The sequence below is a fragment of the Commensalibacter melissae genome (assembly GCF_003691365.1).
GTDB lineage: Bacteria > Pseudomonadota > Alphaproteobacteria > Acetobacterales > Acetobacteraceae > Commensalibacter > Commensalibacter melissae.
Genome location: NZ_CP033087.1, coordinates 1,549,072 through 1,573,910 on the forward strand (window position 1 = coordinate 1,549,072; position 24,839 = coordinate 1,573,910).

15 protein-coding genes are annotated in these 24,839 nt (G+C 39.4%); 3 read left to right on the forward strand and 12 right to left on the reverse strand.

Features of this window, described 5'->3' with window-relative positions:
- Window positions 1-73 precede the first annotated feature (73 nt).
- The 5 genes from rpoB to rplK all read right to left on the reverse strand — a co-directional run bounded on the left by rpoB (window position 74) and on the right by rplK (window position 6,896).
- Entirely contained in the window at window positions 74-4,246 is a 4,173-nt protein-coding gene (gene rpoB / locus D9V35_RS07045; RefSeq protein WP_122123907.1) for a DNA-directed RNA polymerase subunit beta, read from the reverse strand.
- 256 nt (window positions 4,247-4,502) lie between these two features.
- Complete coding sequence (gene rplL / locus D9V35_RS07050) at window positions 4,503-4,877, reverse strand: 50S ribosomal protein L7/L12 (RefSeq protein ID WP_122123908.1); 375 nt, start codon at window positions 4,875-4,877, stop codon at window positions 4,503-4,505.
- A gap of 87 nt (window positions 4,878-4,964) precedes the next feature.
- Entirely contained in the window at window positions 4,965-5,489 is a 525-nt protein-coding gene (gene rplJ / locus D9V35_RS07055; RefSeq protein ID WP_122123909.1) for a 50S ribosomal protein L10, read from the reverse strand.
- A 273-nt stretch (window positions 5,490-5,762) separates the two neighbouring features.
- On the reverse strand, window positions 5,763-6,458 hold the full coding sequence (gene rplA, locus D9V35_RS07060) for a 50S ribosomal protein L1 (RefSeq protein ID WP_122123910.1): 696 nt from the start codon (window positions 6,456-6,458) through the stop codon (window positions 5,763-5,765).
- A 3-nt stretch (window positions 6,459-6,461) separates the two neighbouring features.
- Entirely contained in the window at window positions 6,462-6,896 is a 435-nt protein-coding gene (gene rplK, locus D9V35_RS07065) for a 50S ribosomal protein L11 (RefSeq protein WP_110438415.1), read from the reverse strand.
- A 240-nt stretch (window positions 6,897-7,136) separates the two neighbouring features.
- On the opposite strand from rplK, the gene D9V35_RS07070 reads away from it, so the two are divergent.
- On the forward strand, window positions 7,137-7,529 hold the full coding sequence (locus tag D9V35_RS07070; RefSeq protein ID WP_122123911.1) for an adenylyltransferase/cytidyltransferase family protein: 393 nt from the start codon (window positions 7,137-7,139) through the stop codon (window positions 7,527-7,529).
- Window positions 7,530-7,539: 10 nt separating this feature from the next.
- On the opposite strand, the gene D9V35_RS07075 is transcribed toward D9V35_RS07070, so the two are convergent.
- The 6 genes from D9V35_RS07075 to D9V35_RS07100 form a co-directional block, all read right to left on the reverse strand.
- Window positions 7,540-9,141 carry a hypothetical protein gene (locus D9V35_RS07075; RefSeq protein ID WP_122123912.1) on the reverse strand — a complete coding sequence of 534 codons (1,602 nt, stop codon included), beginning with the start codon at window positions 9,139-9,141 and terminating at the stop codon, window positions 7,540-7,542.
- A 76-nt stretch (window positions 9,142-9,217) separates the two neighbouring features.
- A complete protein-coding gene (locus tag D9V35_RS07080) occupies window positions 9,218-10,723 on the reverse strand; it encodes an efflux transporter outer membrane subunit (protein WP_122123913.1) in 1,506 nt (501 codons plus the stop codon).
- The gene (locus tag D9V35_RS07085; protein ID WP_122123914.1) at window positions 10,713-11,957 is read right to left on the reverse strand and encodes an efflux RND transporter periplasmic adaptor subunit; all 1,245 of its coding nucleotides are present in this window, start codon (window positions 11,955-11,957) and stop codon (window positions 10,713-10,715) included. Before D9V35_RS07085 ends, D9V35_RS07080 begins: the two co-directional genes overlap by 11 nt.
- A 3-nt stretch (window positions 11,958-11,960) precedes the next feature.
- Window positions 11,961-15,110: an efflux RND transporter permease subunit gene (locus D9V35_RS07090; protein WP_122123915.1), complete on the reverse strand. Its 3,150-nt coding sequence runs from the start codon at window positions 15,108-15,110 to the stop codon at window positions 11,961-11,963.
- Between the two features lie 123 nt (window positions 15,111-15,233).
- Window positions 15,234-16,451, reverse strand: a complete 1,218-nt coding sequence (locus tag D9V35_RS07095; RefSeq protein ID WP_122123916.1) for a DNA recombination protein RmuC — start codon at window positions 16,449-16,451, stop codon at window positions 15,234-15,236.
- A 37-nt stretch (window positions 16,452-16,488) separates the two neighbouring features.
- A complete protein-coding gene (locus tag D9V35_RS07100; protein ID WP_162988606.1) occupies window positions 16,489-19,803 on the reverse strand; it encodes a DUF3971 domain-containing protein in 3,315 nt (1,104 codons plus the stop codon).
- 54 nt (window positions 19,804-19,857) lie between these two features.
- On the opposite strand from D9V35_RS07100, the gene D9V35_RS07105 reads away from it, so the two are divergent.
- A complete protein-coding gene (locus tag D9V35_RS07105) occupies window positions 19,858-22,863 on the forward strand; it encodes a bifunctional [glutamine synthetase] adenylyltransferase/[glutamine synthetase]-adenylyl-L-tyrosine phosphorylase (protein ID WP_122123918.1) in 3,006 nt (1,001 codons plus the stop codon).
- Window positions 22,864-22,929: 66 nt separating this feature from the next.
- Window positions 22,930-23,403, forward strand: a complete 474-nt coding sequence (gene bcp / locus D9V35_RS07110; protein ID WP_122123919.1) for a thioredoxin-dependent thiol peroxidase — start codon at window positions 22,930-22,932, stop codon at window positions 23,401-23,403.
- Window positions 23,404-23,416: 13 nt separating this feature from the next.
- Here bcp and D9V35_RS07115 read toward each other — a convergent pair whose 3' ends face one another.
- Window positions 23,417-24,640, reverse strand: a complete 1,224-nt coding sequence (locus tag D9V35_RS07115) for a DUF4412 domain-containing protein (RefSeq protein WP_162988607.1) — start codon at window positions 24,638-24,640, stop codon at window positions 23,417-23,419.
- Window positions 24,641-24,839 lie beyond the last annotated feature (199 nt).

Here is a 24,839-nt window from a genome sequence, read left to right on the forward strand (position 1 = left end):
ACCTTTTGGGGGGTTGAGGTATCCATAAACTGAATACCTCATTGATAATATTTAAAAAACCTAACAATCTACTTTATTCAGCACTTTGTTCAAGTTCAACATTTAAGCCAAGGGATTTTAATTCCTTCACCAGCACATTAAAGCTTTCAGGTATACCAGCCTCAAAATCGTCCTGATCTTTAACGATCGCTTCATAAACCTTAGTACGGCCTGAAACGTCATCTGATTTAACCGTAAGCATTTCCTGCAAGGTATAGGCAGCCCCATAAGCCTCCAAGGCCCATACCTCCATTTCTCCGAAACGCTGGCCACCAAATTGGGCTTTACCACCCAATGGTTGTTGCGTCACCAATGAGTAAGGACCAATAGAACGCGCATGGATTTTGTCATCAACCAGGTGATGCAACTTAAGCATGTAAATATAACCAACCGTCACTTGGCGCTCAAAAGGATCTCCCGTACGTCCATCAATCAATGTACTTTGCGCCGAAGGATTAAGCCCCGCCTCTTTCAACATGTTTTCGATATCAGGAATGCTTGCTCCATCAAACACCGGAGTCATAATCGAGACACCCTTACGAAGATCATTACAGAAATTAAGCAGTTCAGCCTCTAAAAGATTGGCAATTTTTTCATTAAACGTTTTTTCGCCATAAATCAATCTAAGGCGATCCAAAAGTTCCTGCTTCTTTTCACCAGTCTTCATATACTGATCAACAACTTGGCTGACTTGTCTACCCAAATTTGCACAGGCCCATCCCAAATGAGTTTCAAGGATCTGACCGACATTCATACGGGAAGGCACACCCAACGGATTCAACACGATATCAACAGAGGTTCCATCCTCAAGAAATGGCATGTCCTCAACTGGCACAACACGGGAAACAACACCCTTATTTCCATGACGACCGGCCATTTTATCCCCAGGCTGTAATTTTCTTTTAACGGCAATGAAAACCTTAACCATTTTCATAACACCAGGAGGAAGCTCGTCACCACGCTGGATCTTATCAACCTTGTTGTTGAAACGCGCCTGAATATTGGAAACCTCACGATCAAAGTCACGTTTAATCTGTTCAATATTAGCCATTACATCATCATCGGCAACAATGATATGACGCCATGTTCCACGGGGATGTTCGGCCAACACTTCTTCTGTTAAATCCGTTCCTGATCTAATTCCCTTAAATCCTGCCCCAGCTTTCTGATTGAGAAGATTCTCTTTCAACCTGTTATAGAACGCACGTTCTTGAATGGCTAACTCATCATCACGATCCTTGCTTAACCGTTCAATTTCAGCACGTTCAATAGCCATTGCACGTTCATCTTTATCAATACCACGACGAGAGAAAACACGAACGTCAACAACGGTCCCACTTGTTCCAGGCGGTAATTTCAATGATGTATCACGAACATCAGAAGCCTTTTCACCAAAAATAGAACGTAAAAGCTTTTCTTCAGGTGTCATCGGGCTTTCACCCTTGGGGGTGATTTTACCCACCAAGATATCACCAGGATTTACTTCAGCACCAATATACACGATACCAGCTTCATCCAGATTACGCAGCGCTTCCTCCCCGACATTGGGGATATCCCGAGTTATTTCTTCTTGACCCAATTTTGTGTCACGTGCCATCACCTCAAATTCTTCAATATGAATAGAAGTAAACACATCATCCCGCGCAATACGTTCTGAAATCAGTATTGAATCTTCGAAATTGTAACCGTTCCATGGCATGAAGGCAACAAGAACGTTCCGGCCAAGCGCCAATTCTCCAAGCTCTGTTGAAGGACCATCAGCGATAATATCGCCAGCCTTAATATAATCGCCAACATAAACCAATGGACGCTGATTGATACAAGTTGACTGGTTAGAACGCGTGTATTTCCGTAAACGGTAAATATCAACACCTTGCGTTGCACCATTTTCATCCGTTGCACGGACAACAATACGAGCTCCATCAATCTGATCGATAATACCACCGCGACGAGCCACAATCGTTGCTCCAGAATCTCTTGCAACTGCGGCTTCCATTCCTGTTCCAACTAATGGCGCATCTGACCGAATTAATGGAACGGCTTGACGCTGCATGTTTGACCCCATCAAGGCACGGTTTGCATCATCGTTTTCAAGGAACGGAATCAGAGCGGCGGCAACAGAAACCAATTGCTTTGGCGAAACATCACAAGCAGTAACCTCTTCTGGTTTTACCAGTTGAAAATCGCCATTTTGTCTTACAGAAACAAGATCTCCTGTCAAATGTCCATGACTGTCCTGTTTGGCATCTGCCTGTGCGACGATAAGCTTTTCCTCTTCCATGGCGGAAAGATATTTCCACCCATCTTGCAACTGACCATCCTTGACCAAACGATAAGGTGTCTCAATAAACCCATATTTGTTTACTTTTGCATACGTTGCCAAAGAATTGATCAAACCAATATTTGGACCTTCGGGCGTTTCAATCGGACAAATACGTCCATAATGTGTCGGATGAACGTCACGAACTTCAAATCCGGCACGTTCACGGGTCAGCCCGCCCGGTCCCAAAGCGGATAAACGACGTTTATGTGTAACTTCTGACAATGGGTTTGTTTGATCCATAAATTGCGATAACTGTGATGAACCAAAAAATTCACGAACGGCGGCAACAGCCGGTTTTGCATTAATAAGGTCATGCGGCATGACTGTATCAATATCAACAGAGCTCATTCTTTCACGAATGGCACGTTCCATTCTTAACAAACCAAGACGATATTGATTTTCCATCAATTCACCCACAGAACGTACACGACGATTTCCAAGATTATCGATATCATCGACACTTCCTTGTCCATCTTTTAATTCGCACATGATTTTGATCGTCCGCAAAATATCAATTTTACGAAGTGTACGAATAGTGTCATCCCCTTCCACACCAAGACGCATATTCATTTTTACACGTCCAACAGCAGAAAGATCATAACGGTCAGCATCAAAGAATAACCCGTGGAACAACGCCTCTGCTGTTTCAGCCGTTGGAGGCTCACCAGGACGCATGACACGATAAATATCAACCAGCGCATCATCTCTGGACGTATTTTTATCAACAATCAATGTATTTCTGATCCAGGGACCGACATTATTGTCAATCGCCAGCGTCGGTATTTCTTTTAAACCAAGCTCTTCCAGCGTATCCAGTATAGCTTCGGTAATCTCTACACCAGCCTCGGCATAAATTTCACCGGTTTCTTCATTGACCAGATCATGAGCAAAATAACGTCCAAGCAAATCTTCCCGTTTAACAAGCACGTTTTTCGTTTTTTCAGCAATCTTGCGAATAAGCCTTGCAGTCAACTTGACATTTTCTTCAGCTACAATCTCACCAGTATCCGCATCAACCAAAGGGGACAGTAATTTTAAATTGCGAAAAGCATCCTGCTCAAACGTGCGAGACCAACCATCAGCAACTTTTTTGAAAACTACTGTATTATAAAAATATGAAAGGATTTCATCATCATCCATTCCATGAACAAGAATGGAATCCACATCCCCACCCTCTTTAATTTTCGCCTCTCGCAAAGCGATCGAATTTTCACCCTCAAGAGCATACAAAAAGGTTGTGACAGGAATTTTTCTCTTTCGATCTATTCGGACATAAATTAAATCTTTACTATCAAATTCAAAATCTAGCCAGGAACCACGATAGGGAATTATTCTTGCCGTAAACAAAAATTTGCCTGATGAATGGGTTTTCCCGCCATCATGGTCAAAAAACACCCCTGGACTGCGATGCATTTGAGATACAATTACACGTTCAGTACCGTTAATAATAAAGGTGCCATTTTCTGTCATCAAAGGCATATCGCCCATATAGACAGGTTGTTCCTTAATATCACGAATAGAACGAGACCCCGTATCTTCGTCAATATCCCAAACGATCAAACGAAGAACGACTTTTAATGGTGCCGCGTAAGTCAATCCCCGCTGAAGACATTCCTCAACATCATATTTAGGTTCTTCAAATTCATAATTTACAAATTCAAGACGACCATTACCTGCAAAATCGCTGATTGGAAAAATAGATCGAAAAACCTCTTCCAAACCAGTTAATGAACGATTTTCCGGCTTTACATCTCGTTGTAGAAAAGCCTCATAACTTGCCCGTTGCACATCAATTAAATTTGGCATCGGAGCAATTTCAGGAATCCGTCCAAAATTTTTACGAATGCGCTTGCGCCCAGTGAACGATTTGCTTACCGCGTTCATCGTGTATTGTGCCCTATCGCCTGCTTCCGGATAAATTTGTCACACAAACCATCTGGATAATTATAAACTCATGATCCCAATAAGGGATCACACTCTCATTAATCCCTAATATATAAAGGGAATACTATTTTACAATCGTTAAATATATTTCCTTTTAACGACCAAGCAGGCGGAAACCCCTACTCACGAGTTCCGCCTTACCTTATTTTAAAGTCTAACAGCAGAAAGAGAATTTTCTACCGTTTGCTTCATAGCCTTATTTAATTTCGACTGAAGCGCCTTGTTCTTCAAGGGTCTTTTTAATTTTTTCAGCTTCATCCTTACTTACGCCTTCTTTAAGCGTTTTAGGAGCCCCTTCAACCAAATCCTTAGCTTCTTTCAAACCCAGACCTGTGATGGTGCGCACTTCTTTAATAACATTGATCTTCTTATCACCAGATTTAGCAAGAATTACATCGAATTCAGTTTTTTCTTCAGCTGGAGCAGCACCACCAGCAGCTGGAGCAGCGGCAACAGCAACAGGAGCAGCAGCAGAAACGCCCCATTTTTCTTCCAACATTTTAGAAAGCTCAGCAGCTTCTAATACGGTTAAAGCAGATAATTCATCAACAAGTTTAGCTAGATCAGCCATTTATATTCTTCCTATTCATATACTAATAAGTGATTTGAGATAAGTCTACTGATTATTCAGTAACTTTTTAAAGACTTAATTATTTTATTAAGCCGCTTGTACATCACCTTTGTCCGCATAAGCACCAAAAACCCGCGCCAATTGACCAGCAGGAGCTTGTAATACACCAGCAATACGTGTGGCAGGTGTAGAAATAAGCCCAACCAGTTGTGCACGAAGCGCATCCAAGGATGGAAGCTCTGCAAGGGCCTTGATCTGATTCAAATCAAGCAATTGGCCACTTAACGCTCCACCAAGCACAACAAGTTTTTCATTGGTTTTGGCGAACTCGACGGCTACTTTCGCAACAGCAACTGGATCCTCTGCCCAAGCAAGAGCTGTAGGCCCAGTTAGCATTGGCGTAATGCCTTCGAATGGGGTACCTTTTGCGGCGAGGGTGACCAAGCGGTTTTTCCCAACTTTATAAGTTGCCCCAGCAGCACGCATACGACGACGCAAATCCGTAACATCAGCAACCGTTAATCCCGCATTGCGGGTAACAACGACCATTGAAGTGTTTGCGAAAACAGATGCCATGGAAGCAACAAAAGCTTGTTTTTCCGTGCGGTCCAAATCCCGTCTCCATTTTGATCAGTTAAATTTACAACTGTTCAGGTTACCATTTAGATCAATAAAATGAATTTTATTGATCCGGTTCGCCTGCCCTTAACGGAATCACTAGCATATAAATAATTTTTCAATCTATAATACCAGCCCCGTCTTCCATGCGCGGTCCTAAACCTTTAAAATCTTACATTACGCACGGTCTTGGACAGGTTTGAGACATTTTAAAATGTCTCGACAATACTATCCCCTTATCAAAAAGGGATAATAAAACTTTTTTTATTAACCAGCGTTAACACTAGCAATATCCACTTCAATGCCAGGACCCATTGTTGAAGAAAGATAAATCTTTTTCATATAAGTGCCTTTAACCCCTGTTGGGCGTGCTTTTTGCACAGTATCAACAAAAGCTCGGATATTTTCAAGAAGATTTTCAGCACTAAATGATACCTTACCCACACCAGCATGAATGACACCGCCCTTTTCGGCACGATATTCAACCTGACCTGATTTTGCAGCTGTTACAGCAGACTTAACATCCATTGTAACAGTTCCCAATTTGGGATTAGGCATCAAACCACGTGGACCAAGAATCTTACCAAGACGCCCAACCAGCGCCATCATGTCAGGGGTTGCAATACAACGGTCAAAATCAACCTGACCCGCCTGCACTTTTTCCGCAAGATCTTCATCACCAACAATATCTGCGCCAGCCGCTTTAGCCTCTTCGGCTCTTTCACCCCGTGCAAAAACAGCAACACGCAAAGTTTTTCCTGTTCCATGTGGCAGTGACATTAAACCTCGAACCATCTGATCCGCATAACGAGGATCAACACCTAGATTAATGGCAATTTCAACTGTTTCGTCAAATTTAGCCTTCGCATTATCACGAATCAATGCAACAGCATCTTTCAATGCGTAAAGCTTATTTCTTTCAATAGAAGCATAAGCTGCAGCAATACGTTTATTTTTTGCCATCTCTTAAGCCTCCTCAACCTTCAAGCCCATGGAACGTGCAGATCCTATCAACATACGAACGGCACCATCAACGTCATTCGCATTCATATCTTTCATCTTTTGCTCAGCAATTTCACGCAATTGACTGATTTTTACTGTACCAACAGTTGCACCCTTACCAATAACAGAGGCACCTTTGGAAATTTTTGCAGCTTTCAATAAAAAGTAAGTATTAGGGGGTGTTTTAGTGATGAAGCTAAATGTACGATCTGCATAAGCTGTAATCACGACAGGAATAGGCATTCCTGGTTCCAGGCTTTGTGTTGCAGCATTAAACTCTTTACAAAATTGCATAATATTTAAGCCGCGCTGACCTAGGGCAGGTCCAACAGGTGGGGATGGATTCGCCTTTCCAGCTGGAATTTGCAATTTAATGTAGCCAACAATCTTTTTGGCCATATCCGGGTCTCCTTAACATTAATCTACCCAGACCGCGGTTCACACGAAAACCCAAAGAAAAATTCTTTTTTCCTTGTTGCTAAAGTAATCTCCCGCGTTCCGATATGAAGCTTATTTCATAGTCTTTTTTACAAAATTGTCAAGAATTATATTCAAATAAAATTTAATTTAATTGTAATTTTTTTAATGATTTGTTAATTATTTTATTTTTTTAAAAAAACCAGTATTTAAGGAATATTTATGACTATTGTTATCACCTATGGAACATTTGATCTTTTCCACATAGGTCATTTACGTATACTTCAAAGAGCAAAACAATTAGGCAACAAACTTTACGTAGGCATATCTTCAGATGAATTTAATACCCTTAAAAAAAAACAGAGTATTTTTCCTTACACACAAAGAGCTGAAATTGTCAAAGCTATTAAATATGTGGACGGTGTCTTTGCAGAACAATCATGGGATCAAAAAAAAGAAGATATCCTTCGACTAAAAGCTTCTTTACTTGTCATGGGTGATGATTGGGTTGGTAGGTTTGACCAATATAATAAATATTGTCAAGTAAAATACCTACCAAGAACAAAAAATATTTCTACGACTTTAATCAAACAAAAATTTAAAAAATATTCTTAAAATTCTTTTTTCAATTTTTAACATCTATTAAATTAAAATAAAGTTTTACACTATCAACAATATTTTTAGCAGCTCCTTTTTTAAACGGCATTAATTTATGAAAAAGCTTTTCTCGTTTTTTGAGACGAACATCGTTTTTCTTATTACAACAGATTTTTCTAACAAGGTCTTGAATTTCTTCAACTGAATGAACTACATAGGAAGCATTTTTAATTAATTCTCCCATTTCATTAAAAGGAGCATGCTTCTTATTTTCAAGAAAAACCAAAGGTTTTTGCCAAAAGATTGAATACTCTGCTAAAAAACTAACTCCATCCGTAATCATCATATCCGAAGCTGCCATAAGTGCTCCATAGTCCCCACCTTCAATAATTGTAGCATTAGGCAACAACATCCATTCTTTGATAAAAGAATCTAATTCTTCTTTTAACACAAGCTTATTATCTATCAAGGTAGAAAATAAAGCTGGATGAGGTTTTAAAACCATTTCTATTTCTTCATTTAACCTCACCCATCTTATCATATCCTTATATACTTCCGTAAACAAACCAAAAGATAACCACTGGGATCCAGTAAAACTATGATGAGGAGCCCAAATAATTTTAAAAACTTTATTTCGTTGATTATTTGACAATGGCCATTGTGGGTTATTTTGAGCTTCCAATAACTTTTCTAATTTTGGATGACCGGTTACTATTAAATTATCACCACCTCTATCATTATTCGTAGACATCTCTTTTTTTGTCATATCGGATTCACAGAAAATCTGAGCACATGCTTTATGAAAATCCAAATTAGAATAAAAATTAGTATAATTATTTTGAATATTAAATTTTTTTAAAATATTAAATCCATAATAAGGAACATAAAATAAATTAGTAAAACTTAAAGATTTTGTAGAATATTCTTCAGGTATATCATTATCCCATGGAGCCTGTCTAAATACTGCATCTGGATTAATATATTTTAAAAGTTGCAAATTATTAATATTTGACTTTGAAAACCGTATATGAGGAATTTTTTTAAATTCAAAAAAATTATGGCTTTCATCTTCATGTGCAAATGAATTCTCGCCAGGAAAACGTCTTGGAATGGTAATAATAATAACTTCAATTCTGCTTTCCTTACACATCATTTCATAAACACTTGCCAAACTATCCCAGGTCGCAATATTATGAACTAAAAAAACAACCTTGATTTTACGATTGGTTCTTTCCAAACGGGCAACTTGCCTTGATAAAGAAAATATATTATTATCAAGGTCTGTAGATTTTAGATTTATTTTTTGTTCTATTTTTCTTAATGCAGAATGTAAACCAATTGTTTCTGTAATATTTTTTTCTAGTAATAAATGATGGACTTCGCGTGTCGGCTTATCACAATAACTGCCTAAAAAAATTAATTTTCCTTCTAAATTGATTTTAATATGAAATTTTGTTGTTACCTGACCATTCAAATTTAAAAAAACTAAATTGTTTTCTCTTATCTCCCACCGACTTTCATTAATGCAATTAATACCTTTTATTGTATGATCATTTTGTAATATAACATTATTTGCAATAATAACCCCATCAACTCTACAAAAGTAAAATATTTTTTTCTCAAAATTCATTATGTACCTTTAATTAAAAAATTGTAATAAACATTATATAAATATGAAAATTATTAATAACAATTAATTTTTTGTTTTATTTTAAATTCAAATGTTCATATTGAAAAACACCGAATGATGTTAATTTTTTTTCGGGAAGCCACTTCATATCCCATCCTCCTCCCAATGCAATAATTAGTTTTACAGATGCCTGCATCAATTTTGTCTTGCTTCGGACTTCATCCAATTGGGCGGCTAATGCGGCGTTCTGGGCTATAACAACGTCTAGATAAGTGGTTAATCCTCCTGTATATAATGACATTGCCATTCCCTGTGTCCGTAAGGCCGCTTCAGAGGCCTCCTTATTTTGTTCTAATTCCAGCCGCATCTTTTGCGTTAAAGTAAGATTATCCTCAACCTCACGAAACGCATTCAAAACAGTGGAGCGATATTGATCACGTGTTTGTCGGTAGACTGACCAGCCCTTTTGTAAACTTGCCCGACGTAATCCCCCCTGAAACAAGGGTAAAGCCCCCTGAATTGCCGCAGACCACATGCTGTTGGCCATATTTGCCAAGCCAAATCCCTTGTCCTGAAAACCACTTGCCGCGTTAATCGTGATATCAGGATAAAATGCAGCTTTTGATATGCCTATATGGCGATTGGCAGCAGCCATCTGTCGCTCAGCACTGGCTATATCAGGTCGACGTTGTAATAGAGATGAGGGAAATTCCACCGGTATATTCGGTATATAATCATTTAGATTTGTTTTTACCGATTTTATATGAAAATCTTCGGGAAATTGATTAACCAAAACAGCGATCGCATGTTCGGTCAAATCCCGTCTGGCCTGTATCTCTGTTTGTTGTGCCTTTGTAATTGCCATTTGATTTTCGGCACGTGAAACATCTATCCCAGCCGAAATGGCACCTGCCTGACGCATACGCGTGATATCAACCGCAGCTTCATAATATTGTATGGATTGGCTTAAAACCTCATTCTGAGCATCATACCCACGTAAAAGCATATAACTGCCTGCCAGATCCCCTTCCAGAGATAGTTTTGCAGATTCATAATCAGCTGCTTTCGCTTGAACCAGGTTTCTTTGCATCCTTATTTCATTTCTAATTTTACCCCATAAGTCTGCTTCCCATAAAACAGAAGCCTGATATTGAATATTTGTTTCTTCAATTGGAGCATGACTGGTTTTACTTCGGAATAACCGGTGATGGGATTGTTTATATCTTCCACCACCAGCTTCAAGATTTAATTGTGGGTACAAATTCGATCTAACCTCTCCAAGAACAGCGCGACTTTGCATATAGGTTTCTGCTGCCGCTTGCAAATCAGGATTATTTTTTTCCAGATCGCTTTCCAGTTGATTTAACACAGGATCATGGAATATCTCCCACCATGCACCTTTAGGAATCTGATCCTCAGGTTGAGCAATATGAAAAGGGGCTGTTCCATGCCAATTTTCAGGCAGAACATAATGAACAGGTTTGTAATGCGGGGCTAAATCACATCCATTCAGAAAAACAAGACATGCCATTAACAAATAACCATATGGTATATTGGCTTTATCTGCCTTCTTATTCCACATTGGATTCAGCCGCATTTTTCTTGAACGAATCATTATCATATTTTTTTGTTACAGATTCGCTATTTTGAAAATTATCATTATATCCTGGTGTGCTATCTACAATTTTAACCTGTTGCCCATTTAATAACCCAGCTGATGGATTATTCACAATCCAATCCGTTTTTTTTATCCCTGCCAATACCTGAATTGATTTACCAAGATTATTTCCTAATTTTACCTTCTGCATCCGAACCCGATGATCATTCCCGACAACGGCAACTTGCATACCCTCACTACGAAAAATTAAAGCCTGTTCTGGAATGATCAAAATATCTGGATCTGCTGGGGTTATAAAATGAACCTGTACAAAAGTTCCGGGCCATAATATATGAGAGGCGTTTTCAACGGTCAATTCAGTTGTCACTGTACGGCTGGCCATATTAAACGCCCTTGCAGATGTCAAAAAATCCGCCTGAAAGGTTTTTCCCGGATATTGAATTGTTGTCAATTCAGCCTTTAACCCTTTTTTCAGGATTGATGCATAATCCTGCGGCACATCTACAAAAATACGGAGTTTATGAATATCAGAAACCGTAAACAACTCGGTTGCCTTACCTTGACGGCTTAAATCTCCATTATTATTCACAAAATCCCCTACATCCGTTAATCGCGACGTAACAACACCACTAAAGGGGGACCTGATTTTTTTGAATGCCTGTAAAGCCTCATACCGGGCCACTTCATGGCCCGCTGCATCCACTTCAGCCTTTTGAACTTTAGCATTGGCGACCTGAACATCAACTTCCTGCTGAGATACCGCTCTGGTTCCTGACAAGGCCTGCCAACGTTTTGCCGTAACTGCCGCCAATTGGTAGCGTGTCTGGGCAACTTTCAAATTTGCTTTTGCAGCCTCATACTGCGCGTCCAGACCAGGAGTATCAATTGTTGCCAGTAATTCACCCGCTTTTACAGTCGCACCATAATCCTTGTACCAATGTTGGACATATCCTGATACCTGTGCATAGATTGGCGCCTGATACCATGCCGATACATCTCCAGGCAAAGTAAGACTTCTTATCGCTGGACCTTTTTGTGGCTGGATACATTGAACAATGGGAAATGAATCTTTCCTGGCCTGTTCTGTCAGTTTGACAACATCGTGCTGTCGCTCAACAATTCCAAAAATTGCGTAAATACAAGCGCAAATTCCAATCATTAAAAAAATAGCCTTGGTTTTTTTTGAAAAGTTGGACATTTACTATTCCTTTATCCGGCCATGACGGTTATAAACCAATGCAAACACACATGGAACAAACAACAAGGTTGCAAATGTAGCCAGAGTTAGCCCCCCCATAACGGCTTTACCTAAAGGGGCATTTTGTGTGTTACTGAATGACATCGGTATCATGCCAATTATCATTGCCGAAGCCGTCATTAAAACAGGCCTGATACGACCATATCCGGCCTCAACTGCGGCTTTTACCGCATCTCCATGCTCAGCAAGCCGTTCCCGAGCGAAAGAAACAACAAGAATGGAATTAGCAGTGGCCGTTCCCATGCACATAATTGCCCCTGTCAACGCGGGAACAGACAATGCATTATGACTGATAAACAAACTCCAAGAAATCCCTGCCAGGGCACCCGGCAATGCAGTGATGATAATAAATGGATCTAGCCAGGATTGAAAATTGACAACGATAATCAGATAGACAAACAATATAGATAATGCCAATCCCCCCAGTAATTGCATATATGCATTATACATTGTTGTAGCCTGCCCCTGAATGGCTATTGTAGAGCCACGGGGTATTGTCGCCTTTTCCCTTTTGATAACTTTTTTGATATCCCTGCTGACAGCCCCCAGATCTCGCCCTTCATTACTGGCATAAATCTCAAATACGGGCATGATATTGTAATGGGATATTTCACCACCTGATCCTGTATGATCAATACGGCTCAAGGATCCCAAAATCTGCGACTTGATTTTCTTTTCCCCTCTTTCGGAACCATTGACAGGAATGGTTTCCAGATCATTCATATTCTGTAAATCAGATTGTGGGGTTTGAATATTCACCAAATGAGACACCCCTGTCTTGATATCCAGCCAATAAGTGGGTGCGACCTGTCCGCTTCCCGATAAGGTTGCAAGAGCATTATTTGCAATATCCGCCTCAGTTAATCCTGTACTAAGAGCAAAATCACGACGGGTATTAATCATCAGGGTTGGTGTAGAAACCGTTTGTTGAACCCTTACATCCGCAATACCAGGAATACGCTTTAATTTTGCGGCAATATGTTTTGCATACTCATAGTTACCTGCCAAGTTTCGACCCACGATCTGCACATTGATCGGGGCAGGTAAACCAAAATTTAAAATTTTGGCGGTGATATCACCCGGCGTGAAGGCAAAGTCTGTTCCTGGAAATTTTTTTCTTAATCCATGTCTGAGAATCTGGCGATATGCTGCAACAGGAGATTCAGAATTCCTTAATGAGATTGTCATGTCACAATCCTGTGACCCTATTGTCGGAGTTGCAACATAAGCCTGGTTGATACTGCTAAAGGGCAAACCACAATTATTGACAATTTCATAAACTTGCCCAGGTAACAAATCACTGATTTCTGAATTGACTAGATAAGAAATTTTACCTGTTTCCTCAATTCTTGAACCCAGAGGAGCACGCATGTGTAAATCTAGTTCACCAGATTTAATTTCTGGAAAGAAATCCTGTCCGACAAAAAATAATAAACCTACAGACAAAAAAGAAAAACTTAAAAAAATTAGGATAAATTTTTTCTTAACAAAAAGAATTTTATGCAAAAAAATCCGATAGTATCTTCTGAATTTCTCAAATCCCTGATCAAAATCATGCTGGAATCGTGCGAAAAAAGTTTCTTTTTTTTTATTGATGCCATGATTTTCCACTTGTCCACGCAACAGATAATAAGCCATGGTGGGAACAAAAGTTCTGGATAAAATAAAGGATGCTATCATTGCAAAAATGATCGCTTCAGCCATGGGCATGAATAACCATCCTCCCACCCCGGTCAGTTGGAACAACGGAAACCAGACGACACAAATACAGAGCGTTGAAACAAAAGTTGGAATCACAATTTGATTGGCCGCATCCACAATTGCATCATACAAGGGTTTACCCATTTCAAGATGCGTGTCAATATTCTCAATCATGACGGTGGCATCATCCACCAAAATCCCGACAGCCAAGGCCAGACCTCCCAATGTCATGACATTGATTGTCTGATGCATTGCCTCTAGACCAATCAGGGCGGATAAAATCGCCAAGGGGATGGAGGTTGCTATAATCAGGGTTGATCGCCATGAACCCAGAAATAGAATTACCACAATACTGGTCAGAAATGCAGCCGTGACCATTTCCCTTACAACATCATGAACGGAATCCTTAACAAAAACTGAGGCATCTGATAGAATGCTAACATCTACCCCTGGTGGCAGTGTCTTTTGCACTTGTGGCAGTAACCTTTTGATACCAGCCACTACCTGAAGGGTGGAAATATCCCCTGTTTTCATAACGACCATCAAAATTGCCTTGTGCCCCTTCACCAAGACAAGATTGGTTTGCGGCGGGCCACCTCGATGTACCCAGGCAACGTCCCTTAAAAAAACCGTTGCATTGCCGACTTTTTTAATTGGAATATTGTTAAATTCGTCAACAGCTCTGGGACTGGCATTGGTTTGAACCATAAAATCAATGGAACCGACTTTCTGGTCACCAGCTGGCAAGACAATATTTTGCTTGCCAAGGGCATTACCTACATCCGTTGCCGTTAACCCGTAAGCCAGTAAGCGAGCCTGATTCAAATCAACTTGAACATAATTGGAAACACCTCCATAAGGTGAGGGTAATGCCGCCCCCGCAACAGAAATCAAGGCCGGTCGTATTAGATTAGATGCCATATCATAAAGCTGGGACCCGGTAATAGTTTTGGATGAGACCTTTAACATCATGACAGGGATGGATGAAGCACTGTATTTAATGACCAGGGGGGGCGTCGTACCTTTGGGCATCTGTTTTAAAACAGTTTGGGAAACCGAGGTAATTTGTGTCTGGGCCTCTGCAATATCAGTACCGGGTTGAAAAAAAATCTTCACAATTCCACGCCCATAGTAAGAATTGCTTTCAATATGCTCAATATTATCAACCGTGGATGTCAAGGCCCGTTCATAATAGTAAACAATCCGCCCCGACATATCCTCTGGCATCAAACCTGTATAATTCCAGACAACAGCTACCACTGGAATTTTAATATCAGGAAATATATCCGTTGGTGTCCGGAATATAGCCAACACCCCAAAAACAAGAATTAAAATAGCCAGAACAACAAATGTATATGGACGCTTTAATGCCGTAATTACAATTGCATTCACCTTATTAAGATCCCATCCGTCTTTCTTTAATTAACCATATGATTTGCTCGTTCCTTGATAAAATGCTGTTAAACTATTTTAAAACATACCCATCTCTCGTTAAAATAATCTTATCCATTCTGGTTATTCAGTTTCCTTTTCCCCAATTTTTTCCAGCGATTGAATAAGTTTTTGGGTTTTACGACGGGCATCAGTGACGGAAGTGGCCGTATTTTCTATATAACGGGTCAATTTTTCAAAAATCATATCAATTTTTATCATTTCTTGTCTGGTCTTGCCCAATAAACTTGAAACAAATTCCGTTTTCTCACTCAATGCCAATGAAACATAACCGAGATGAATAGTCCGTAATAAAGGCGGCATTAAGGCGGGGGACATAATTAAAATATGATAAACTCTGCCGATTTCGTCGATAAGACCGGGAATCCGAGCGATTTCCGTATAAAGTCCATCAGTTGGAACATATAAAACAGCGAATTCAACCGTTTTTGGCGGTACAATATATTTTGAAGCGATCTTTTTCGCCTCCTGCTTGACACAACTTTCCAGAGCTTTACGGGCAGCCTGTTCCGCGCCACTATTTCCTTCTTCAATAGCTTGTATTAATCGTTCATAAGCTTCCGTTGGGAATTTAGAATCAATGGCCATTAAAGGTTTATGGGAACCTTGTGCAGGCATATGAACGGCGAATTCGACAATTTCCATGCTGTTATCCTTTAAACGCACATTCCTTTCATAGGTTCCAGTTGGTAAAATATCATCTAATATTGATTGTAGCTGCGCCTCACCCCAGCCGCCACGCGTCTTAACATTTGTAAACAATCGCTTTAAATCGCTCATCTGCGCAGTTACAGAGTTAACCTCCCCCATCAATTTTTGAATCTCGGAAAACTGTTCAACCACACGCTGAAAAGATGACTGCATTTGAGTTTCAACAGCCTTGTTCAGTCTTTCCGTTACAGATTGGCGCAACTCTGTTAAATTCTGTGAACTTTGCTCTGTTAAAAGCTGCATCGCCCTTGCCTGATCCAACCTTAACGTGGATTGTTCCTTCATCAAACTTTCGTTCATGACATGCAATCGCTCAGCCAGTTGGTTTTGACCATTCTGTAAACGGTCGAACAATTCCTTCTCAATTTTATCAAGATGTTGCTGCTGACGGTCTTGATCCTGTATTCGTGCGGAAGATTCTTTCTCGATTAAAAATGTTATTCTTTTTAAAATATCCTCCTGCCGATCATTTTTTTTTATTGATTGTTTCAATATAAAAACAGCAGCCAAACCAAAGCCAATCAATACAATAATATAAATAAAAAAATATTCCGTATAATTACTTATCATTGGTCTATCGTCTCAACTTCAATTGTCTATACAATTATTAAAATAGATTTCGTAAAAAGCCCGGAGTTAGCAACATTGAAGGATATGCCTCCATATGAGGGTCTTTGAATTTTCCGTTAATGACAAAGGGAACGGCAATAAACCCCCCCCCTTTTTCTGGAACAAATAATTTTCCCACCCCCGGGACATGACTGAATAGTTTATTCACCGCATAAATCGGCACTATTGTTCCCTGCAAATCCAAAACCGCTTTATCAAGATTGATATCGCCCTTCAAAGTCGCTCCAAGTTCATCATTGAAAACACGACCATTTTTTATTTTCAGAATCCCCTTATTCAAAAAGATATTTCCTTTGAGAGCATCAATATTCAACGCATCCGCCTTTTGCCTTTTGAACCAACCATAAACAGAAAGATTACTGATCCGTTTTAAGGCGGTGGGAACATGATCAACAACAAAAGGCTCGATTTGTATCTTGCCGGTAAACGGGGCCTCAGGATCATTGTCATCAAAATTACCACTCAAAACACAATGCCCTCCTGAAATTCTATTTGATATTCCAACAATATCCAATAAATTGCCAAGATTCTGAGCATCCAGATAAAATTGTCGATTTGAATCCTTGGGAAATAATGACGCAGTTACCAAAGTTGGTTGGCGCATTCCATAAGAAAGACGCATCAACCGTAATCCATTATATTCAATATAGGCTGTCACTTCGCCCAGCTTCTTATTCTTATCATAAAAGATTTTCTTGGCCTGAAGGTTAAAGATCCAACGTCTTCCCTTAAGTCCTTTGTACTTTCCTGTAGCTGCAACAGGAATATTATAATTCTGTGATTTCTTGGAAACGGCATGTTTTTTCCTGGATGATCCCAGATAATCCTGAATAAATGGGGAAAGATCCAATGTATCTGCCTTGACAGAAATACGTACATCACCTTTTAAAGGGTTATGAAACGCTTCATCCGTCATTGGAAAATTAATGGTCGCTTTTCCTTCTGACCGTCCAGTTTTAAAATATTGAATATTTAATTGGGTTGGAATTCTATTTTCGATATTCATATTGGCATGCACCAACAAGTCACTTCCCTGAGCATGCAAGTCTTGAATACCGACCAGTTTGTTGTCATTCAATATTATCGTTCCCGAAGCCTTCGCGGGTTTTGCAATTAGCTTGTGCCAAATCGGGAGTTTCAATTCAGTTCTTGATAGATCCAAATTTAAATTGATTATCGCTTTTTTATCGTAAAATTTTGAATAGTTTAAATCTAGATAGGCTTGGCCCCCTATATCCTTAGCCATATCAAAACCTGTTTGTTTAAAGGTCTCTGACGTAATGGTCAAGCCAACTTTTGCTTTTTCAACAAGCGACCCAAGATGTTGATGCGTAAAATTTTGTCTATACTCAATACGTGCAGGAAAATAAGATAAAAGACCATACCCATGTAAATCAAGTTGACGGGCATTCACGTCCACCACTAAATTCCCCTGTCTCAAATCCTGTCCTAACGCTATATCTTTTAGATAGACATTTTTAATCTCATTATGTCCCTGAATATCAATCTGTTCGATTTTCACCTTTTTCTTGAGGGGGATTTCCAAATGTAAATGCGTAGACAAATCCCCGGAAGGATTTTTAAAAGGGACAGGATGACGAGATAGCAAATGCAATCGTTGTTCAGATAATAAAGTTAATAAATCTTGCAACTTACCTTTTATCAAAAGCGTTATAATACCCAAATCCCGATGATTGCTTAATCCTGTAATCCACATATTGCCAGAAGGTATATTCAACTTGCGTAATTTCGAGGTGGTTCCATTTCCTGACCTGACAATTTGATAACCTCCTCGATATTTAATCAATATCCGATCAGGATTTACAAATATCATTTGTGCATTCATTTTCTGTAAAGGTGGGATAGGCCTTAACCAGTGAACCTCCAAACCCGTTGCCTGACCAATTCCACCCTCCAAGTTAACCAGTCTCAAATGATGCCAGCCCTCATGCCCCGTAAGTCTTGCATGAATTGAAAAATCTCGCGCTTTCCCTCTTGTAATATTGTCTGTAACCCATTCATTGGCCCCTTTGGCTATATGACGAGGCCAATATTCTTTTAATGTTGAAAAGTCTAGCAACGGACTATCTGCGGAAAAATCTGCATCAACCACTTTTGGATTTAACAGTGAGGATAATTTCAACCAACCCTTGAAATGAAAAAATGGCCCGCTTTTTGCATTTTCCAAATCCGACGGCGATCTCAATTGCAGACAAATGTCGGAAAAATCAATCTTTGCAGGATATTTGGCATCTTCACCAAAAAAAGCGCTTATACGAGCATTGAAAAAAGATGGGAAATATTCCATATTTCCAACCCTTACATTCCCCTGAGCAGAATTTATTTTAATATCTGCCATATAAGGTTGCATGAAAGCTTTATTCTGGATAGAAAAACCTATATTCGCCTCAGCTGAAATAGGCATATTAACAGATTGCAAATAACGCAATTCCGGTATCATTTCTGCAATATTGGCGGGATTGACCTGATCGATCTCCATATGCCATTGGAGCTTTCCCGTTTTTTGCAAATTAACAATATCTGATGAAGTTATGGACTGAACAGAGCTTTGACCTTTAATTTGAACCTTATGACCATTAATATCAAAATTGGAATAGACTTTTCCAATAATGGTCAATGTTTTGTCAGCATAAAAAGGATGCACATCAACATCAATCTGTCTTGATTGAATCAAATTATGATCAATGTCATCTTTAAAAGATAAAACGGTTTTCTCAATTTTGACATGATACAAACGATGAAAGTCGATATCCAGCCTGGATTGTCTCGACAAACCCAATCCTGACAAATCCAGATTAACATGATTGTCTTTATATCTTCTTAAATGTAATTGTGCACCTGACAACTTGATATACAAAGGAACAATTTTTTTATGTCGTAATGATGATGTATCCAGCGTTAATTTTGCAAAGTCCAAATGATCCCTTACCTGGTTATAGACATCCAGTAACTTTAATCCTTCCAGTTCGAAAGTGACTGGTGTATTAAAGCCTTTCTTTAGAACAGGCCATTTCATGACCAACTTGTCAAACGTCAGTCTTCCAGCAGGTTTATCCTTCTCCATACCTTCTATAACCGTTAAAGGAAGCCAATATCGGGCGATAAAGGTAAGGTTGGCAGGTGCGCTTAATATGAATAATATAAAAGCTGACACCATCACGACCAGCAATACAATTACCGAACAGCCTGCCAGTAAAAATTTACGCAACCAGTTTCGTCTGTGTTTTATTTTTGAATCTTTATGAAATTCTTGCTCTTTCTTTATGGGCATTTTCATCTTAATATTTGTAAACTGAAAAAAACCAAATAACAGAAATCATGTATCATGTCTCACAAAAACCTGTCTTCTATCCCTTGGTTTGATCAGAATTGGCCAAAAGCGGCGGATCAACGTTCAGCAGACCTTTTTTCAAATGCAGTTAAAGAAGCATGGGTTAAAAATAACAAGGATCCAGTATTAATTCAGCAACCCGGTATTGTCCGCCTTATCCATGCCATTGGTGGGAACAGCCCCTTTCTTGCTGATTTGATTATAAAAAACATTCATTTCTTTGAATACCTTATATTAAATGGACCTGATAAGGCCTGCAATAAAGCCTTTACTTGCCTACAAAATTCATCAATACAAGAATCCAGATCCAGTATCGCCAAAATATTACGGATTACCAAACAAAAAATTGCCATTGCCTGTGCAATTGCAGATATTGGAAATGTATGGACTTTAAAAAAAATAACCCACACGCTCAGTTATCTTGCAGAAATCACCCTTCATTTTGCAATCAATTATCTTTTATTACAAGCACATCAAAATAAAAAAATTACACTTTCCCACCCAGAAAATCCTCAGGAAAACTCAGGATTTATTATTTTGGGAATGGGCAAACTTGGTGGTAGGGAACTTAATTACTCTTCTGATATTGATCTTATTATTCTTTATGATCCAGACAAATATCCGAATCATCCCGATCTTGCCACACTTTTTATCCGGATCACACGACAACTCGTATCCCTCATGGAGGATCGAGATGAAAATGGATATGTTTTTCGTGTTGATCTGAGATTACGGCCTGATCCCTCTTCTTCCCCACTCGCCGTTTCGTTACCCGCCGCCATTTCATATTATGAAAGCTTGGGACAAACCTGGGAACGAAGTGCCATGAGTAAGGCACGACCTGTCGCGGGAGATCTTGCAGGAGGATATTCTTTCCTGGAGGCTGTTCAACCCTTTATATGGCGCAGGCATCTGGATTTTGCTGTTGTCGAGGACATTTATGCCATGAAAAACAGGATTGATTGTCATAAAAATTCAGGCAAACCCAACCCGCCAATACTCTCTGAAAAAAAATTTGGACAAGATGCCCTGCACTGGTTAATCGGTCAAAATGTGAAGTTAGGTTATGGTGGTATTCGTGAAATCGAATTTTTACCCCAAACCTTGCAATTGATCTGGGGAGGACGTTTTCCAAAACTGCGTACACCACAAACAATCAAAGCCATACAGCAATTGACCAGAAAAGAATTAATTTCCGATGAATCCGCAACGATCCTAATTAAAACCTACTATTTCCTTCGTAAAATAGAACACCGCCTGCAAATGCAATCCGATTATCAGACCCATTCCCTTCCCAATACACAACAGGCATTTGATGCATTTTGCATTTTCATGGGATATGAATCAACAGACAAATTTGTTGAAGATTTATTCCCGCTTATGCAAAAGGTCCGACATATATTCGAGGGATTTTTTACGTCTCCGGATAATGAAGAAAATTTTATTCTTGATTTACCTAAAAATGAATTAATCAATTATCTGAATGAAAAAGGTTTCCCCGATAAAGCCGCATCTATTTTACAATCATGGAGCAATAGCGGCCCCCGTACTTTAAGAACCGCACGGGCCAGAATGATTCTAAAAAATATTTTACCTAATATTTTACAGGCTTTTGCAGAACAGAAAAACCCTCTTTTGATCCTACAGCGTTTTGACAGTTTGCTGGCACGACATCATGCGGGGATACAGCTTTTGTCCCTTTTCGAACGCAATCCCATTTTAATCGAAAAATTGGCGTCAATATTGGGTTCCTCCCAATTCATGGCTGATTATATTACCAATAATCCTGCAGCACTTGATGCATTAATTCATGTCGATATATTAAAAACAAAAACAAATTTGCTGCAAAAAACGATCCATGAGCATCTAAACAGCACCCAGTCTCTGGAAGAAATTCTGCCCATTCTTCATAACATTATTCAAAGCGAGGAATTCCGGCTTTCCGTTTCCTATATGGAAAACCGCCTTTCTCTAAATAAAAGTCAAATCCAGCGTACAAGAATGGCAGATATCATTTTAAACGAACTTCTGGCAAGAGTAATCAAAGATCATGAACAAAAATATGGGATTATTCCGGATGGAGGCATATGCATCATTATCTTGGGGAAAGCCGGATCATGGGAAATGACGGTGGGTTCCGATCTTGATATGATGCTGGTCTATGACCATCCACCTGAAATTACTGCCAGTGTCGCAGAAACAGGATTGGCCAATAAAGCATTCCGTTCGTTAGCCATCAATCCTTATTATATACGATTAACACAAAGTTTTATCACTGCCTTGACCAATACAAGCTATACAGGTCCATTATATGAAATTGACATGCGTTTACGTCCATCTGGCAGCAAAGGGCCCGTTGCCGTATCCCTGAACTCATTCCAGCGATATCATGAAAAAGAAGCCTGGACATGGGAACGGATGGCTTTAACGCGGGCTAGGGTTATAGGTGGACCTAAAATCTTGCAGGACCGGATCAATAATGCCATTAACAAGGCCTTGGATTTTTCCCCCTCTGGCGTGACCAATAAAATCATTTTACAAGACGCCGTTCACATGCGCAAAAGGCTGGAAAATGATATGCCCCCCACCACACAATGGGATGTCAAATATCTTAAAGGTGGACTTATAGAAGTGGAATTTATTGCTCAAACTCTGCAATTAATCTCGCATAATAATAAAGCAAGACATCCTTGCACAAGAATAGCGTTCAGAAAATTGGCTCAAAATGGCTATCTTTCTATTGAAGAGGCAAGATATTTGATTCAAGCTGATTATTTCTGGCGAAATTTGCAAAGTCTTTTAAGATTATTCTTCGGTAAATATCCTCCCGAACATTTGGAAATGGATGCAACTCCAATCATTATTGAAATCATGACCGAAAAACTTCTGGGAAAGATTTTTCACACAAAAGATTCCTTTTCTCTGATTATGGAGAAAATACATCAAACCAGTGAACAGGTTCGTGATCTCTTTATAAAACTTCTTGGCCCTGTCACCTAATAACTATATTATTAACTTGAAAAAAATATTCAATTTTCATTATATCCATCTAGAAAAGTAAGTTACATGACCCAACTAAACGAAGGTTCCCTGGCACCCAATTTTGATCTTCCCACCCAACTTGAAAGTTCAATTTCCCTGACTGCATTAAAAGGAAAAAAATTTGTTCTTTATTTTTATCCAAAAGCCAATACATATGGATGCACGAAAGAGGCCTGTGCTTTTGAAGAAAACCTGACCGCATTCAAAAAGCTCGATATCCCTGTTATTGGTGTATCCCGTGATCCAGTTAAAAAACTGAAGGATTTTGCCCAAAAACACAAACTCACCTTTCCATTGGCATCCGACGAAAAAGGTGAAATGACAGAAGCCTATGGTGTTTGGGTAGAAAAATCAATGTATGGCCGAAAATACATGGGTATTGAACGATCGACCTTTTTAATAGATGAAAAGGGTAGAATCCTTAAAATCTGGCATAAAGTCAAAGTTACCAACCATGTAAACGAAATTTTGAAAACTCTCAATGCATCTGATCGATAATCTTCTGTGAACCTTACGGATGTGCCGGTGCCAACATCTTCAGATCAGAAGGTATTTTATACAAACCAGCATCTTGATGTGCGTAAACAACTTTTAAAGCCACAACTAATGGAATGTTATTACGTACAACGCGTAACATAACTCCATCATTTGTATAACATACATCATTAATATTGCCCTCTGTATCTGCCACCTCCCATTCATTACAAAATTGTCCAGCAACCGTGGCCTCACCAACCTTGACATAATCTCCCTCTGCCCTTTTTCCCACGCCCTGAATAGATGCACCCGGCGCGACAAGTTCGGTTTTTTTCTTTAACTGGGGGTTTAAAACGGTTAATCGCTGCGTGCGATAATCAGTTATCATGTATGTATCAATCCCCTGGGAATCAATTCTTTGTTTCCATTGTTCCACGGACCAGCGCATTCTCTGATGAAATGGAGGTAAACCAGGCATGGGACCAGCGATTGCATAAACCACATCAACATCCCTTTGAGGAGTAATAAAAGGATTTTGGCTGGCATCCACCTTATTCCCATTTTCCGATTTTTTAGCCTGGATAGGTGAAAGAGGCTGAGCGTTGGCATTGGGTGAAACCAAAGTGGGACTTTCCCCCTTTTGCTGGGGAAGTCTAACCTGCTGATATCCTACCGGAACTTGAAATGTGGAGGGAGACAAAGCATCAAATTGCACTGAAAGGGCTTCTGTTTTACCATCAATACCATCAATATCCATTCCTTCCTGCCGTAATAATATGCCTTCATCAGTTACACAAACATCCGAATGTCCTTTTGTTCCTTGAACTGACCAATGATGACACAAAATACCCAATATACGATCTGTTCCCTTTTTTCTGAAATGTAGACTTTCATCCAAAAAAAGACCACCCTTGCCCGATTTACTTGGAATCACCGTATAAACTCGCGACTTATTGGAAACAACCGTTGCCGTTTGCTTAGCTGAATCAATAAGGGTGAACCCAATATTGTTAGGACCATCAATTCGAAATAGAGTTCCATTTCCAGAAAAATATATCTTGCGTTTTTGGGCCAATGATGAATTCTCCGGCTGCACGGCATAAACAACCGTTACATCTCGTTTCGGCATAAATAAAGGATGCTTTTCTTGGGCATAAGCCGGTAGGGCGGCAAAAAAAGTGATCCCAATAAGAATTGATCCCGTATAACCCTTTTTTTTATAAAAAGAAGAGCATAGCGCCCTAAAATTATACAACATCACTTTATCCTTATATATTGACATATATTGACTTTACAAATACCGAATTATAGACGGAATCAATTCCGTTTCAATCCCCCTTAAACTAAACTTAATTGATATCTCGTTAACTAAAAATCTATAATGCCTTAATCTTGAATAAAATTTGCACGTCCAATTCTATTATGATTAAACCATGATATCATGAACATGATCTGAT

Bases quoted from the DNA above. Each gene is read 5' to 3' on its own strand.
- D9V35_RS07100 (WP_162988606.1), bottom strand. From the start codon at position 19,803: ATGCCCATAAAGAAAGAGCAAGAATTTCATAAAGATTCAAAAATAAAA.
- rpoB (WP_122123907.1), bottom strand. From the start codon at position 4,246: ATGAACGCGGTAAGCAAATCGTTCACTGGGCGCAAGCGCATTCGTAAA.
- D9V35_RS07080 (WP_122123913.1), bottom strand. From the start codon at position 10,723: ATGTGGAATAAGAAGGCAGATAAAGCCAATATACCATATGGTTATTTG.
- D9V35_RS07095 (WP_122123916.1), bottom strand. From the start codon at position 16,451: ATGATAAGTAATTATACGGAATATTTTTTTATTTATATTATTGTATTG.
- bcp (WP_122123919.1), top strand. From the start codon at position 22,930: ATGACCCAACTAAACGAAGGTTCCCTGGCACCCAATTTTGATCTTCCC.
- rplL (WP_122123908.1), bottom strand. From the start codon at position 4,877: ATGGCTGATCTAGCTAAACTTGTTGATGAATTATCTGCTTTAACCGTA.
- D9V35_RS07105 (WP_122123918.1), top strand. From the start codon at position 19,858: ATGTCTCACAAAAACCTGTCTTCTATCCCTTGGTTTGATCAGAATTGG.
- D9V35_RS07075 (WP_122123912.1), bottom strand. From the start codon at position 9,141: ATGAATTTTGAGAAAAAAATATTTTACTTTTGTAGAGTTGATGGGGTT.
- D9V35_RS07085 (WP_122123914.1), bottom strand. From the start codon at position 11,957: ATGTCCAACTTTTCAAAAAAAACCAAGGCTATTTTTTTAATGATTGGA.
- D9V35_RS07070 (WP_122123911.1), top strand. From the start codon at position 7,137: ATGACTATTGTTATCACCTATGGAACATTTGATCTTTTCCACATAGGT.
- D9V35_RS07115 (WP_162988607.1), bottom strand. From the start codon at position 24,640: ATGTTGTATAATTTTAGGGCGCTATGCTCTTCTTTTTATAAAAAAAAG.
- rplA (WP_122123910.1), bottom strand. From the start codon at position 6,458: ATGGCAAAAAATAAACGTATTGCTGCAGCTTATGCTTCTATTGAAAGA.
- rplK (WP_110438415.1), bottom strand. From the start codon at position 6,896: ATGGCCAAAAAGATTGTTGGCTACATTAAATTGCAAATTCCAGCTGGA.